This window comes from Streptomyces sp. NPDC043738, from assembly GCF_056436545.1.
Genome location: NZ_JBWKCJ010000017.1, coordinates 153,254 through 167,283, shown reverse-complemented (window position 1 = coordinate 167,283; position 14,030 = coordinate 153,254). Strand labels below are relative to the sequence as shown.

12 protein-coding genes are annotated in these 14,030 nt (G+C 71.6%); 7 read left to right on the top strand and 5 right to left on the bottom strand.

Annotated elements, in window-relative coordinates; genetic code table 11:
* Positions 1-105: 105 nt before the first annotated feature.
* Positions 106-1,191 (bottom strand): hypothetical protein, encoded by a 1,086-nt coding sequence (locus AC0680_RS22845; protein WP_478631656.1) that lies wholly within the window; start codon positions 1,189-1,191, stop codon positions 106-108.
* A gap of 298 nt (positions 1,192-1,489) precedes the next feature.
* Here AC0680_RS22845 and AC0680_RS22840 point away from each other — a divergent pair, with 298 nt between their 5' ends.
* Complete coding sequence (locus AC0680_RS22840; RefSeq protein ID WP_384434988.1) at positions 1,490-1,681, top strand: DUF6381 family protein; 192 nt, start codon at positions 1,490-1,492, stop codon at positions 1,679-1,681.
* An 84-nt stretch (positions 1,682-1,765) separates the two neighbouring features.
* Here the strand turns inward: AC0680_RS22840 and AC0680_RS22835 are convergent, their stop codons facing one another.
* Positions 1,766-2,566 carry a caspase family protein gene (locus tag AC0680_RS22835; protein ID WP_478631654.1) on the bottom strand — a complete coding sequence of 267 codons (801 nt, stop codon included), beginning with the start codon at positions 2,564-2,566 and terminating at the stop codon, positions 1,766-1,768.
* Between the two features lie 262 nt (positions 2,567-2,828).
* Between AC0680_RS22835 and AC0680_RS22830 the strand changes: the two genes are divergently transcribed.
* The 6 genes from AC0680_RS22830 to AC0680_RS22805 are packed head-to-tail and all read left to right on the top strand — an operon-like array spanning position 2,829 to position 10,953.
* Positions 2,829-3,659 carry a DNA/RNA non-specific endonuclease gene (locus tag AC0680_RS22830; RefSeq protein WP_478631653.1) on the top strand — a complete coding sequence of 277 codons (831 nt, stop codon included), beginning with the start codon at positions 2,829-2,831 and terminating at the stop codon, positions 3,657-3,659.
* A gap of 18 nt (positions 3,660-3,677) precedes the next feature.
* Complete coding sequence (locus tag AC0680_RS22825) at positions 3,678-4,616, top strand: alpha/beta fold hydrolase (protein WP_478631651.1); 939 nt, start codon at positions 3,678-3,680, stop codon at positions 4,614-4,616.
* Between the two features lie 7 nt (positions 4,617-4,623).
* Entirely contained in the window at positions 4,624-5,751 is a 1,128-nt protein-coding gene (locus AC0680_RS22820) for a hypothetical protein (RefSeq protein ID WP_478631649.1), read from the top strand.
* A complete protein-coding gene (locus tag AC0680_RS22815; RefSeq protein ID WP_478631647.1) occupies positions 5,732-8,734 on the top strand; it encodes an ATP-binding protein in 3,003 nt (1,000 codons plus the stop codon). The genes AC0680_RS22820 and AC0680_RS22815 overlap by 20 nt, the downstream gene beginning before the upstream one ends.
* Positions 8,731-9,864, top strand: coding sequence for a trypsin-like peptidase domain-containing protein (locus AC0680_RS22810; protein WP_478631644.1), 1,134 nt, complete (start codon positions 8,731-8,733; stop codon positions 9,862-9,864). The genes AC0680_RS22815 and AC0680_RS22810 overlap by 4 nt, the downstream gene beginning before the upstream one ends.
* A 27-nt stretch (positions 9,865-9,891) precedes the next feature.
* Positions 9,892-10,953, top strand: coding sequence for a trypsin-like serine peptidase (locus AC0680_RS22805; protein WP_478631641.1), 1,062 nt, complete (start codon positions 9,892-9,894; stop codon positions 10,951-10,953).
* Between the two features lie 24 nt (positions 10,954-10,977).
* Here the strand turns inward: AC0680_RS22805 and AC0680_RS22800 are convergent, their stop codons facing one another.
* From AC0680_RS22800 to AC0680_RS22790, 3 genes are read right to left on the bottom strand one after another with little or no spacing between them, the layout of a single operon-like run.
* Positions 10,978-12,018, bottom strand: coding sequence for an ABC transporter substrate-binding protein (locus tag AC0680_RS22800; RefSeq protein WP_478631639.1), 1,041 nt, complete (start codon positions 12,016-12,018; stop codon positions 10,978-10,980).
* A gap of 41 nt (positions 12,019-12,059) precedes the next feature.
* Positions 12,060-12,941 carry an ABC transporter permease gene (locus AC0680_RS22795; protein ID WP_478631637.1) on the bottom strand — a complete coding sequence of 294 codons (882 nt, stop codon included), beginning with the start codon at positions 12,939-12,941 and terminating at the stop codon, positions 12,060-12,062.
* Positions 12,931-13,746 (bottom strand): ABC transporter ATP-binding protein, encoded by an 816-nt coding sequence (locus AC0680_RS22790; RefSeq protein WP_478631634.1) that lies wholly within the window; start codon positions 13,744-13,746, stop codon positions 12,931-12,933. Before AC0680_RS22790 ends, AC0680_RS22795 begins: the two co-directional genes overlap by 11 nt.
* Between the last annotated feature and the right edge of the window lie 284 nt (positions 13,747-14,030).

The following is a 14,030-nucleotide window of genomic DNA, read 5'->3' as shown; positions in this document are numbered from 1 at the left end:
ACTCCTCTTGCTCTTCCTTCGGGGGCAGGGATACCGCCTCCCCCCCCCCCCCCCCCCCCCCCCCCCCCCCCCCCCCCCCCAGGGCGCCATCTGTACGGCGGCCGCTCATACTCCGGCCGTGACCGGTTCTACCCGCCGCGGGCGGATCAGCAGCGCCGCCCCCGCGAGTCCCGCACTGACGATGGCCAGTCCCACCGCGACCACTTCGGGCCACATCGCGGTGTCGCCCAGTCCGCTGCCCAGTGGTGTCAGGACACCGGCCCGGGACAGTGCGTGCAGGGCGACGATGACCATGGCCGCGGCCGCGCTCACGGTCCAGACCATGGCGGTGTCGCGCATCGCCAGCCAGCCCGCCAGCAGCAGGTAGATGACGGTGATGGCCATCGAGAGCCCGGCGGCGGCCTGCGCGCCCTGCATGTGCGAGGAGTTCACCGGCAGATGGCCCAGACCGCACAGCGCCAGCGCCGCGGCCGCGGGCCAGCGCAGTACCGAGCGCAGCACTCCGGGGAGCGCGTAGCCGGGCGGCCGGGGCTCCTGGTGCGCGGCCTGCCACCCCGGACCGCCCTGCGGCGGGTGGCCGGCCGGCTGCTGGGCCCAGGGCGGGCGGTTGGGGTGCTGCGGCGCGGCCTCGCGGCGTGCGGCGTGCGGCTGCCCGGCGTTGCCCAGGGGCCGTACGTCGGGGTCGAGGACGTGCATGGCCGCGGTGGGCTCCGGCTCCATGGGGCCACCGGGACCGGGAGGGAAGTGGTCGGACAGGTGCGGGGAGTCGGCGCCGTAGGGGCCGGCGCCGCCGAAGAGGTCGGCGCCGCCTTGCTTCGTGCGGTCGAACAGCTCGATCAGCTGCGCGACCTCCTCCACCGACCTGCCCACCGCCGCGGCGCGCAGCGCGTCATGGCTCGACTCCACGGTGTTCGGGGCGGCCCGGAGCAGGTCGAAGAGCGCAGCGACCTCGCTCACCGGACGGGACACGACCGCCACCCGCAGGGCCTCGTCACCCGGGTTGGGAACGTCGTCGCTGCGCTTGAGCAGTTCCACAAGCGCGGCGACTTCCTCCAGGGGCCGATGGGTGACTGCCTCGAACAGAATGGTGCGGGCCGAGTTCTTTTCAGGGGTGTCGGGCGGAATGTGCTCGCCGTGTTCTGTCGATGACAGTTCGGCGTCGCCCCCACAAAGTGCTGGTTCGGATGTCATGGAGGGTCTCCACTGAACGAGGAGAGCGTCAAACACCAGAAGCGCTGACACTCAGCGGACGTTGTGCTGCTGTGCTTCAGCCAACGTCCCTCTGGGCCGCCCCCGCCATTCAGGAAGGCCATCCGGTGGAGACACGCCGATACGCCCGGGCGCGCCGCGGTCGGAGGGTTCCTACGATCCGGCTTCGTTGCGGCCGGCGGATTTCCGCGGCCGGGAGAGTGGCCCTTCGAGGTGCCGACGGCCGCCGAGCCTGATTCGCTGGTATAGGCGACTCCCCTACACCGTGCGAGGACAGAACATGAATGCCTCAGGAGAATCACGCGCACGAATCCAGCAGATGCGCGACAAGGCCCAGGAATTGAAGGCCGCCGCGGAGCGCACCAGCGACCCGGACGAGCGGAAGCGGCTTCAGGAGAAGGCCCGCAGGCTGCAGTCCCAGAGTGAACAGGAAAGCATGATGCGGGGCGGGGACATCTACCCCGCGGAGTGAGTGAGCGACAGGTGAGAACGGGACGCGGCCTGAGGGCCGCGTCCCGTCCGCGTGTGGCCTCGCACGGGTGCAGGCGGTACGCGCTCACACCGTGAAGGGCTGCTGCTCCAGGAACCCCTCGGCGGGCTGACCGGTCACATAGAGGTTGGGCACCTGGGTGGGCGGCATATTGTGTCGGATGTTGAGGTGGAAGCTGCGGTAGCCACCGCGGAATGCCCCGTTGTCCCAGACCTTCAGCAGAGTTCCGGTGAATTCGCCGTTGACGTCGCCGTCGGAGGCCAGCTGATCGTCCTGGCAGGCGGAGATGAGAAGTGCGTCGGCGGAGCGCTCGCGCCCCTTGCCCGCGGCGAGATCGCGCTGGATTTCCTGGAAGAACTCCTTGTCGCGCTGGTAGATCTCCTGCTGTTTGGGGACCGGCATGAGGCGTGCGTTCTGCTCGTCCCCGCCGGGCAGCTCGATGGCGGTGCCGCTGTGGCAGCAGTCCAGGAGGGCCAGGATGCGGACTCCCTGGGCGAAGCGCCCGAATTCCCGGTGCAACTCGTCGTCGAGGAATTCGCGGTCGTAGAACACCAGGGTCTCGTCGAACGCGTCCGGCTCCTCGTCGCGGCCGTCGGTGTGCGGGACCTGTCCGCCGTGTCCGGAGTAGGTGAACAGCAGGATGTCGCCGCTCTTGAGGGCCTTGGCCGCCGCCCGCAGCTCGGCGGTGATGTTCCGCACGGTGCCGTCCGAGGTGAGCAGGGTCGTGTCGTCGAACCCGGCTCCGTGGGCCAGCCGCGCCATGTCGTGTGCGTCGTTCTCGCAGGCGACGAGCCGGCCGTCCCAGCCGCCGTACCTGTCGGGATCGACCTGGTTGAGTCCGACGTGGAGGGAGAGGCCGGTCGGCATGGTGGTGCTCCTTGGGGACGGCGGGGTGACGGGCAACGCCTGGATGCGTTCCGTGAGCCGTCGGCCGCTGAACGCGGCGCGCTGCCCAACCGCCTGAACGGGCCCCTCCCGGCGGGTCGCCGGGGACGCCCCGGCTGTTCGAGTGGCTTCCCGCGGGGCACCGATTCGGTGGTCCGCGCCACCGGGAACCGGTGGACACATGATCCCATCAGATTCCCCGCGGTCGGGTGGGTCGACGGCCCGGATCGAGTCCCGGGATCCGTTGGCCGACCGAGCGGGCTACGACGAGAACTTCCTCGGCGTCCCGGTCCCGCTGCCGACGCCGACCAGCCCCGATGTGCGGTCCGTGGTCCTGCCGTACACCCACTTCACCGTCCTCCTGCGCCCGGACCGGCGGATGGCGGCCGCCACCGCGGTGTGCATCGACGGGCGCCTGCTGGTGGAACACGTGCCCCGGGAGAGCAGCTGGCGCTTCGATCCGCGGCTGGACGAGCACCACCAGACCGGTGACGAGGTGTACCGCGACAACTCCCTGGACAAGGGGCATCTGGTGCGCCGGCTCGATCCCGTATGGGGCGAGGCCACGGAGGCGAACAAGGCCAACGCGGACACCTTCCACTACACCAACGCCGCCCCGCAGGCCGATGTCTTCAACCAGGGCAAGCAGCTGTGGCAGGGGCTGGAGAACTTCCTGCTCGACCACGCCGCGACGTTCGACCGCAAACTGACCGTGCTGACCGGACCGGTGCTGCACGACTCGGACCCCCCGTACCGGGGCGTCCAAGTACCGCTGCGCTTCTGGAAGGTGGCGGCGTTCCTGCAGGACGGATCGCTGGCGGCGACGGCGTACGTCCTGGACCAGAGCCCGGACCTCACCCGGGACGCCGAGCGGGCGCTGGCCGGCGCGACGCCGGGGGCGCCGCCTCCCCTGGGCGCCTTCCGGACGTTCCAGGTGCCGGTGTCGGACGTCGTCGAGCTGACCTCGCTGGACCTCGGGCCGCTGCCGGCCGCCGATCTGATGCCGGCCGTGCGCGCCCCGGGCGAGCGCTGGAAGCGCCTCGCCTCCCACGACGACATCATGATGCAGCGCTGAGGCGCGGAGGGAAGCGCAATGCCACCCACGGTTGTCTACGTCCACGGAAACGGGAACAAGCCGCGCGCGGAGCTGCTCAAGTCCCAGTGGGACGCGGCGCTGTTCGGCCGGGACATGGGTGCGGCGTCGCGGATGGCGTACTGGGCCCCGCTGCGGTATCCGACGCCGCTGCCCGACCTGCGGCCGGACCCGCTGGACGGCGGGCCGGAGCTGATCGAGGAGCTGCCGGCGCTGGCCGAGCGCGCCGAGGCCGAGCCGCCCGAGGACTTCGTGGCGCGGACGCTGGAGGAGGCGCGGCGGGAAGCCGGCGACCTCGGGCTGGAGGGGCGCGCCGGCCTCGAGGAGAGTGCCCTGGCCGACTGGCTGCGGGACATGACCTACCTCGCGGACACGCTGGCCCACGCCGGTGAGAGCGAGGAGCCCGGCGCGGAGCTGCCGCTGGAGGCGCTGCCGCTGCCCCAGTCGGGCCGGACTGCGCTGTTCCGGCTGCTGGTCAAGCACGCGTTCCAGGATGTGCACGCCTACTTCTTCGGCGGGGCGGGCCCGGCGATGCGGCAGGTGGTCGCACAGGCGCTGGACGGCCCGGACGGCGGCCCGCTCGTGGTCGTCGGGCACAGCCTGGGCACGATCATCGCCTACGAGGTGCTGATGGAGCAGGGGCGGGAGGTGGAGCTGCTGGTCACCGTCGGCTCCCCGCTGGCCATCGCGGAGGTGCAGGACCATCTGGCGCGGCCGCCGGCGGTTCCGGCGGGCGTGGCCGCCTGGCGCAACGCCTCGGACCTGCGGGACCTGGTGGCGCTCGACCACACCCTGCGGCCCGAGTACGCGCCGCAGGAGAAGGTCACCGATCTGCTGGTCACCAACGACAGCCGCAACCACCACGGCGTCACCGAGTACCTGTCCCAGCGCCAGGTCAGGGAGCCGGTTCAGCGGATCTTCGACGACGGTGCGGGGTAGGTGCGACGTGCCGCTGGACGAGACGGAGTGGGACCTGGTCACCGACTGGGCGCAGACCTATCTGCTCGACAACGTCGAGCCGCACGCCCAGCTCGCCCAACACGGGTTCCCGTCGGAATTCATCGCCGCGCTGCCGCTGGGGCGCGTCAGCTCCGACAACGCCCGCGCCCTGGTGCACCAGTCGCGTACGGACATCCAGGGGCAGCTCAGGCTCGTCGAGGCGCTCACCAAGGAGGACCGGCTGCGGGTGCTGCCGCAGGTGAGGAAGGCCGAGGAGTTCCGGGACCGGCTGCGCGAGGACTTACGCGCCCACAACGCGCAGGACAACTTCCGCACCTGCGTCCTGAAGAACGGCACCGAGGCCTTCATCGACCGTGCGGACCTGCGGGAGACCCTGCGCCGGTTCATCGCGGACCCCGACAAGTTCATTCTGCTGGTCGACGGCGAGCCCGACAGCGGCCGGTCCTACACCTACGGCTTTCTGCGCCACATCGGTCAGCACTGCGGATTCCGTCCCGTACGGGTCACCCTGTCACGCACCTCCACCGCCGCCCGGGTCGTCCGGCGGCTGGCCGACTTCGTCGCCGGTCCGCACGCCGGGGCCTCCGCGCCGCACCCCACCGGCCTCGACGACCTGCTCCCGTCGATCGACGAGGCGGCGCACTGGGTGGCCGGGCGGGCGACCGCCTCCGAGGAACGCCTGTGGCTGGTCCTGGACGAGTGCGACAAGCTCGACCCCAGCTCCGATGTGTGGGACTTCATCGGGCAGCTGGCCATGGCCATCTACGAGCACGCCGACGTACGGGGCGACGACGCGCCCCGCCTGGTGCTCCTGGGGTACGGGCGCTCGATGCCGGAGCTCCCCCACGACCTGCGGGGAAACATCTGCCGGGACACCGCCCGGGTGGCCGAACCCGGCGATCTGCGGACCTTCTTCGACCAGGTCTTCCACGAGTCGCCGCCCGCGCTCCTCGGCAGCGGCGACGCCCGGGAAGCCACCATCGCCGAACTCGTGGACGTGGCCGTCGCGGAGGTGCTGCACGCCTCCACCGCGGACGCCCGGCACGGCGAAAGCTATATGCGCAGGATCTGCACGGCCGCAGAGGGGGCCATCCGTGTCTATCGATCCCTCTGAGCGGTCGACCGAACCGCCTTGCGACGTACGGGAGTTGTTCGCCACCCGGTTACGGGCGGCGCTGCGCACCGGCGAGGACCGGTCCCCCGATGTGCCCGCGGTCCGCCGGGCCTACCGGGAGGCGGCCTGTCTGCTGGCCCGCTTCGATCCCCGCCGGCTCAAACTGCCCGGGGAGGAGTGGCCGGCCGGCTCCGCGGCCCTGGAGCTGGTCGACGACTGCACGACCCTGGGCATGCCGGACCGGGCCGAGTGGGCCCTGGCCTCGGACGTCCGGGAGGAGGCGTTACGCGGGCTGGCCGGGCCCGCGGCGGCCCGGCGGGTCCTGGAGTGCAACCTCGATCAGCTTCCCGCCGGGCCCGGACCGGAGCGTTTCGCGCTGGCCTTCCTGTCCGGCGGCCCGCCGGCCACCGACCGGATGTCCGCCGACGAACTGACCGACGTCCTCCAGGCGGTGCTGTGGCTGTCCCGGGTACCGGGCATGACCGGCCTTCCGGACACCGCCGAGCTGCAGCACTCCCTGGAGCGGGCCCGCCTGCTGGAGCCGCTGGAACGCCTCGTGCGGCAGCCGTTCCAGGGCCGGGACCGCGAACTGGCGGAGCTGCGGCGCTATGCCGGCCTGTCCGCCCTGTCCGGGCAGCAGCCCTTCGACGCCCCCGCCGGCGGCCGCCTGGAGCCGGCGCTGCCGCTGGTCATCCACGGCCCCGACGGCATGGGCAAGAGCACCCTCCTCGCCAAGTTCGTGCTCGACGGCGCCCACGGTCTCGGCGACGGCTTCCCCTTCGCGTACATCGACTTCGCGCGGCCCACCCTCTCGCTCCGGGAGCCGGTCACCCTGATCGCCGAGGCCGCCCGGCAGCTCGGTGTCCAGTACCCGGCCCACCGCGCCGAGCTGGACGCGCTGGCGGACGAGGCCCAGCAGGTGGTCCGCAGCCAGCGTGAGGGGCAGGACCGGGTGACCCAGCTGCGGCAACTCGCCACCACCCGGGCGGTGCTGGGACGCCGTTCCTCCCAGCAGTTCCAGATGCTGGCCGCCGGACGGGAGACCGATCTGATCCGGCGGGTCGCCGACGTCCTGGTCCGGGCGGTCGCCGACGGCAAGACCGACCCGAGTCAGCCGGACCCGCCGTTCGTGATCGCCGTCGACTCGTTCGAGGAGGCGCAGTACCGCGGATCACCTGTGGTGGGACGGATGTGGGCGATCTTCCGCTCGCTGCAGAGCGTCTATCCGGGGTTGCGGTTCATCGTCTCCGGGCGGGCGCCGGTGGAGCATCCGGCGAGGGCCACGCCCCCGCTCGACATCGAACTCGGCGAACTCGCCCCGGAGGCGGCCGTCGACATGCTGCTGTCCTGCGGAGTCGAGGACCCGGAGCTGGCGCGGGCGCTGGCCGACCGGGTCGGCGGCCATCCGCTCAGCCTGCGGCTGGCCGCCCGGGCCGCCACGCTCGCCGGGCCGGAGCCCGAGCGGACCCGCGAGCTGATCCGCAGCCTGCCCGAACGCCGCCGCGAGGGCTTCCGCCACGTCGACCAGCTGCTGGTCCAGGGCATCCTCTACGACCGGATCCTCGGTCACATCGCCGACGAGGACGTCCGCCGGCTCGCCCACCCGGGCCTGGTGCTGCGGGTGATCACCCCGGAGGTCATCAAGGAGGTGCTCGCCGAACCCTGCGGGCTGCCGGCGGCGACCACGGACCGGGCCCGTGCGCTCTTCGACGAACTGAGCCGCCTGGACATGGTCGAGCCGGCCGGCCCGGACACCGTGCGCTACCGCGGCGACGTCCGCGCCATCATGCTGCGGCTGCCGGGCGGCGAGCGTACCGAGGTGATGCGGGCCGTCGAACGGCGCGCCGTCGACTACTACGCCGCACGCGACGGGCTGGAGGCCCGGGCCGAGGAGATCTACCACCGGCTGCGGCTGGACGAGAACCCGCGCTCGGTGGAGGAGCGGTGGCTGCCGGGCGTCGAGCGGTATCTGGCCGGGGCCCAGCAGGACATGACGCCCCGGGCGGCCGGGCTGCTCACGGCCCGGCTCGGGGGTGGGACACCCGACCAGGTGGCGGCGGGCGCCGACCAGGAGGACTGGGAGCGGATCGCCGCCCGCGAGGTGGAGGACCTGCTGGCACAGGGGTTCGCACAGGCGGCGTTCGAGCGGATCGGCCGGCGCCGGCCGTGGACTCCCTGCAGCCCGCTGCACGCGCTGTTCGCCGAGACGCTCGCCCGGCTCGGACGGCTGGCCGAGGCCCGTGCGGCCGTGGCGCAGGCCCTCGGTCCGGCGGAGCGCGCGGGGTGCGGGGAGCGCCATCTGGAGCTGCTGCTGCTCTCCGCCCGGCTCGCGGAGGAAGCCGGCGACCGCGAGAGCGCCGGCCGGGACCTGCGGGTGGCGGAGGACGTCGCCGTCGGCCTGGGACAGGACCTGGAGGCGATGGGCGCGCTGCTGGCGCAGGCGCAGCTGACCGCGGGCGACGGCGGCGCGGACCTGGAGGCGGATGAGCAGCTCGCCGAGCGGCTGCGGCAGTTGCCCGACCATGTACTCGCCGATCAGCCCGTCCTCGTGCGCGCGGTCGCCTCGCAGATCTACGAGCTGGAGCCCGGGGCGCTGGACCATGCGCTGGAGGTGGTGGGCCTGTCCGCCGACGACGAGACGCTGGACGCGCTCGGTGCGGCGATGCGCCGCGCGACACTTCGGCAACCGGCGCTGCTGGGCGCCGTGATGGAGATCCTCAACGAGGCCGCGGGGCCGACCCGGCCGGAGGCGGGCGGGGCGCCCAGCAGCATCGCGGGGATCCTGCGGCTGGCCCGCGACCGCGGCACGCTCGACGAGCTGGCCCGGCGGCTGCTGGCCACGCCCGACGAGAGCGGGGAGATCGTCGCCGGAGTGGCGGCGGCCATGGGAGTGGGCAGCACGGGCCGCCCGGCGGCCGCCTCCCGGATCGTCCAGCACACGCCGGTGCCCGGGAGTGCCCCGGCGGAAAGCGGTGAACGGTGAACACCTATCTCTCCACCGACGAGATCCAACGGCTGCTGGACGCCGCCGTGGAGACCGGACTGGCCGACCCCACCGTCCGGCCGCTGCTGCTCGACGGGATCATGCCCCGCTACCGCGGCACCCTTCCGCTCAACCCCGCGCCCGGCCGTCAGGTGCGCTCGGACCTCAATGAGATGAACCGGGTGGAGCGGCTGGTGGACGGCTCGGTGCCGCTGGAGATCTGGCTGCGCAACGCGGTAGCCGAGACCACCGAGGCCGAGCCGCTCACCGTCTTCCAGCGGGCCCTGGACGAGGTGGCCCGCAAGGCGGGCGGGGAGCCGGATGTGCTGGCGGGTCTGCCCACTCCGGCGGCGGAGATCAAGGAGGAGATCATCCACCGGGACGACACCGTCCCGATCGGATTTCTGCGGGGCGGGGAGCTGGCCGGCGGGGCGGTGGCCCGGATCAAGGTGCCGCCGTACGAGGGGGGCGCGCCGCTGCAGCCGAACGGCTTCCCGCACTCCGGTACCGGGTGGCTGATCGCCCCGGACCTGCTGGTCACCAACCACCATGTGGTCAACGCCCGGGCCGGGACCGGCACGGGGCGGCCGATGGCCGACAGCGCGGATCTACGCCTCCAGGCCCGGCACACCACCGCCCGGTTCGACTTCGACACCGACGAGGTGGAGACGGAGGAGGCCACCGTCAGCGAACTCCTCGCCGCGGACGCCGCACTCGACTACGCGGTGCTGCGGCTGGCCCCCGGCCCCGCCCGGCCGGTGCTGAGGCTGGCGGACAGACCGCTGGCGGTCGCCCGGGGCGACTACGTGGCCGTCAACATCATCCAGCATCCGGGCGGCCGGCCGAAGCGGGTGGCGCTGCGCAACAACCTCGTCTACGAGGCGGACGAGCAGGACGTCCGCTACTTCACCGACACCCGCGGCGGGTCCTCGGGCTCGCCCGTACTGACCGACGACTGGAAGGTGGTGGCGCTCCACCGGGGCACGCGGCGGGTGGAGAACGTGCAGTTCCAGGGCAGGACCACGGCGTTCGTCAACGTCGGCACCCAGATGCGCAGCGTGATGCGCCATCTGGAGACCACCAGTCCCGGTGTCCATGCCGAGATCGCCGCGGCACAGGCAGCGGTCTAGCGGGGGCCACAGTCCAAGGAGGGCAAGATGCACAGAGGGAGCAGATCACCGGTCGCGGCCGGGCCGCAGCAGGTCTTCTCGGACCTGCGGGAGGTCGCGGCACGGGTGCGGGACGGGCTGTCCTGGGAGATCCCCGAGTCCCTGGAGGAGCTGCCGGCGGACGAGCTGCCTGCCGGGCAGATCTCCCAGTTCGCCCAGCAGGAGCGCACCCGGGTGCTGTCGGCAGGCGTCAGCGGTCTGGAGAAGCTCGCCGAGGGCCGCGACGACGAGATCAGCGACGACGAGTCCTTCGGCATGGAAGCCATCGTGCTGCTGGAGGGCCGGCCGGCCATCCTCGTCCAGAACCACGACTTCGCGCCGCAGCAGGGGGACTGGGCGGTGCTCGACGGGCACCGGGCGGCGATCCGGGAGTCGCTGGCCCGGGTGGGACGGGTCGAGCTGACCGGGCACATCAGTCTGGACTGGCTCGGAACGGCGTTCCTGGTCGGCCCGGACGTGGTGCTGACGAACCGTCATGTAGCGGCGGAGTTCGCCCGCGGGGGCGGCGCCGACTGGACCTTCCAGCCGGGCGTCAGCGCCAACGTCGACATGGGTGAGGAGTACGGCGGCGCCGAGCCCGGTGGCGGCCCCTCCTTCGACGTCGTGGAGATCCTGGGCATCCACGAGGACGTCGATCTGGCGCTGCTGCGGGTCGCGCCGTCGGACGGCGGCACGCTGCCCGCTCCCCTGGCGGTGGCCGCGGACGCGCCGGGCGACCTGCCCGGGCGCCCGGTGTACTGCGTCGGCTATCCGGCGTACGACGGCCGGCGCAACGAACCGGAGTCGATGCGCCGGATCTTCATGGACATCTACAACGTCAAACGGCTCCAGCCCGGCACCGCCACCGAGCTGGTGCCGGACCGGAACGTCATCAAGCACGACTGCTCCACGCTGGGCGGCAACAGCGGCTCCCCGGTCATCGACCTCACCGACCACCGCGTGCTCGGACTGCACTTCGGCGGCCGCTACGGCTTCGGCAACTTCGCGGTCCCGCTGTGGCAGCTGGTCGACGATCCGCTGCTGGGCCGGGCGGAGATCAACTTCGTCTGACCGGGGGCGCGTGCCGCCGGCCGGTCAGCCCGCCTTCTTGACGAATTCGGTGGTGTAGGTCTTCTTCAGATCCACCGTGGCGTTCTTGAGGTTGGGGTTGAAGGACTTCAGGACGCGCTCGACGGTGGCGGGGCCGTCGGCCGGCATCACCCCGTCCTTGGTGAACATCGGCAGGGTGTCCTTGATGGCCTGGACGTAGAGCTGCTTGCCGCCCTGGGCGTAGTCGGACGGCATCTTCGCGGCGATCTGCTCGGGGGTGTGCGCGGACATCCACTTGAGGGTCCTCACCAGGGCGTTGGCCAGCTTCTGCACCTCCTTCTTGTGGCTGTTCACCCAGTCGGTGCTCATGTAGAGGCTGGAGGAGGGGTACGGGCCGCCGAGCGCCTCCTTCGAGCCCTCGGGGGTGCGCATGTCGATCAGGACCTTGCCGAGCTTCTTGTCCACGATCTGCGCGGCCGTCGGATCGGTGGTCATTCCGCCCTGGATCGAGCCCTGCTGGATGGCGGAGATGAAGGTCTGGCCGGCGCCGACCGCCACCGGCGTGAACTCGTCGGTCCGCACGCCGTTCTTGACCGCGAGGTACTTGGTCAGGAAGTCGGTGGACGAACCGAGGCCGGTGACCCCGAGCTTCTTGCCCTTGAAGTCCTTGGGCGAGGTGAGTTCGCCGGCCGCCTGGTTCGAGACGACCTCGACCTCCCCGGGGGCGTGCGCGAGCTGCACCACCGATTCCGCCTGCTTGCCCTTGACCTGCAGATCGAGGGTGTGGTCGTAGAAGCCGACGACGCCCTGGACGTCGCCGGAGACGAGCGAGGTGGTGGCCTGCACGCCGGCCGGTTCGGTGAGCAGGGTGACGTGGATGCCCTCGTCCTCGAAGTAGCCGAGTTGCTGGGTGAGTCTGGCGGGCAGATAGATGACCTTGTCGAGGCCCCCCACCATGATCTTGATCTTGCCGTTGCCGCCGTCGGCAGCGGAGGTCGTCGCGCCACCGCCGCCGCACGCGGTGAGGGTGGTCAGGGCGAGCAGGGCGGCGGCCGCGACGGCCGGCAGCTTGCGGTGCGTACGCATGATGACGTCCTTGGAGGAAGGTGTGGTGGGATACGGGGAGTTCAGCGGCTGGTGGCGTCGGCCGGCTTCCAGCGGAAGAGCCGCCTTTCGAGGAAGGCCAGCAGCCCTTCGGCGAGCAGTGCGACGACGGCGAGGATCGCCATGGCCGCGTACACACCGGCCGCGTTGAAGGTGCCCTGCGACGCCGAGACCAGCAGGCCGAGGCCCTTGGTCGCGCCGATGTACTCGCCGACGATCGCGCCGATCAGCGCGAAGCCGAAGCTGACGTGCAGGCTGGTGAAGATCCATGAGGTGGCGGAGGGGATGACGACCCGCAGCGTGACCTGGCGGCTGCTAGCGCCGAGGATCCGGGCGTTGGCGACCAGGTTGCGGTCCACCTCCCGGGCGCCCTGGAAGGCGTTGAAGAAGACCGGGAAGAAGACCAGGACCACGGCGGAGGCGACCTTGGAGGCCGGTCCCAGGCCGAACCAGATGAGGAAGATGGGGGCGAGCACGATCCGCGGCAGCGCGTTGAGGACCTTGATGTAGGGGCCGAGGACATCGGCGAGGAAGCGGATCCGGCCGAGCGCGATGCCCAGCACCACCCCGCCCGTCACCCCGATGACCCAGCCGAGCAGCGCTTCGTAGAGCGTGTACCAGATCTGCTCCCACAACGAGCCCTGCGGGGTGCCGTGCAGCGCCCACTGGGTCGTCTGGTCCCAGATCTTCGAGGGCATCGAGAAGTTGAAGGGATCGATCACCGCGGCCCGGGCCAGCCACTCCCACAGGGCGATCAGCCCGACGAGCAGCAGCACCCGCGCACCGTGGACCAGCAGCCGGTGGTTGCGGGCGGTGCGCGCCCGCTCCCGCTCCCGCGAACGGTCGCTTCCCGCAACGGACTTGGTCATCCCGACGCGCCGTGCGGGCACGGTCTCAGGCGGCATCCGCGGCACCCCTCTCGCGGGTGATCCGGACCTCTTCGCCGAGCGAGGACCAGATCTCCCGGTAGATCTCGATGAACCGCGGCTCCAGCCGCACCGACTCGACCTGGCGGGGGCGCGGCAGATCGATTTCGAAGACCTCCTTGACGGTCGCGGGACCGGCGGTCATCACCACGACCTTGTCGGCCAGGGCGATCGACTCCTCCAGGTCGTGGGTGACGAAGACGACGGAGGCGCCGGTCCCCGACCACAGCTCCAGGAGCTCGTCCGACATCAGCGCCCGGGTCTGCACGTCGAGTGCGGAGAACGGCTCGTCCATGAGCAGGAGTTCGGGGTCGTTGACGAAGGTCGCGGCGAGCGCGACCCGTTTGCGCTGACCGCCGGAGAGCTGATGCGGATAGCGGTCCTCGAAGGCCGCCAGACCGACCCGGGCCAGCCATTCGCGCGCCCGCTGCCGGGCCTCGGACTTCGGTACGCCGCGGAAGCGGGGGCCGGCCATCACGTTCGACAGCACGGTGCGCCAGGGGAAGACCGCGTCCTGCTGGAAGACGAAGCCGATCTTCTCGCCGATGCCGCGGACCGGTTCACCGGCGACCAGCACATCGCCCTCGGTGGGCTCCTCCAGCCCGCTGATCAGGGTCAGCGTGGTGGATTTGCCGCACCCCGTGGGGCCGACCACGGCGACGAACTCACCGCGCTCGACGACCAGGTCCAGATCCCGGACGGCGGTGTGCAGCGCCCCCGACGGAGTCCGGAACGTCTTGCTCGTTCCCCGCAGTTCGATAGCGGGGCTCGTGTGGCTGCTCATGGCCCGGGAGGCTAGGAGTGATCCGGGCCACAGCCTGCCTTGTGGGCACAAGCTGCCTTTCTGCGCGCAAACCCTGTTGTGCTCGTTTTGCTCACGCTAGAAACGACAACCGCAATACAGGGGGTGGGCAGTTGGTCACGAACGGCTCATGTCGCGGACGTTGCGGCGTAGGGTCTGACCGATGGGTCAGTGCCTGAGAGGCCCGGCCACGACCCATCGGACAACCCCTGAGGAGAAGGCGTCGGTTCCGCGAGGGCGCGGAGGGCCCGAGACGAGGGAGACCC

What these genes read in the sequence shown, in the direction of transcription:
- AC0680_RS22845 (WP_478631656.1), bottom strand. Translation starts at nt 1,191, where the DNA reads ATGACATCCGAACCAGCACTTTGTGGGGGCGACGCCGAACTGTCATCG.
- AC0680_RS22840 (WP_384434988.1), top strand. Translation starts at nt 1,490, where the DNA reads ATGAATGCCTCAGGAGAATCACGCGCACGAATCCAGCAGATGCGCGAC.
- AC0680_RS22835 (WP_478631654.1), bottom strand. Translation starts at nt 2,566, where the DNA reads ATGCCGACCGGCCTCTCCCTCCACGTCGGACTCAACCAGGTCGATCCC.
- AC0680_RS22825 (WP_478631651.1), top strand. Translation starts at nt 3,678, where the DNA reads ATGCCACCCACGGTTGTCTACGTCCACGGAAACGGGAACAAGCCGCGC.
- AC0680_RS22805 (WP_478631641.1), top strand. Translation starts at nt 9,892, where the DNA reads ATGCACAGAGGGAGCAGATCACCGGTCGCGGCCGGGCCGCAGCAGGTC.
- AC0680_RS22800 (WP_478631639.1), bottom strand. Translation starts at nt 12,018, where the DNA reads ATGCGTACGCACCGCAAGCTGCCGGCCGTCGCGGCCGCCGCCCTGCTC.
- AC0680_RS22795 (WP_478631637.1), bottom strand. Translation starts at nt 12,941, where the DNA reads ATGCCGCCTGAGACCGTGCCCGCACGGCGCGTCGGGATGACCAAGTCC.
- AC0680_RS22790 (WP_478631634.1), bottom strand. Translation starts at nt 13,746, where the DNA reads ATGAGCAGCCACACGAGCCCCGCTATCGAACTGCGGGGAACGAGCAAG.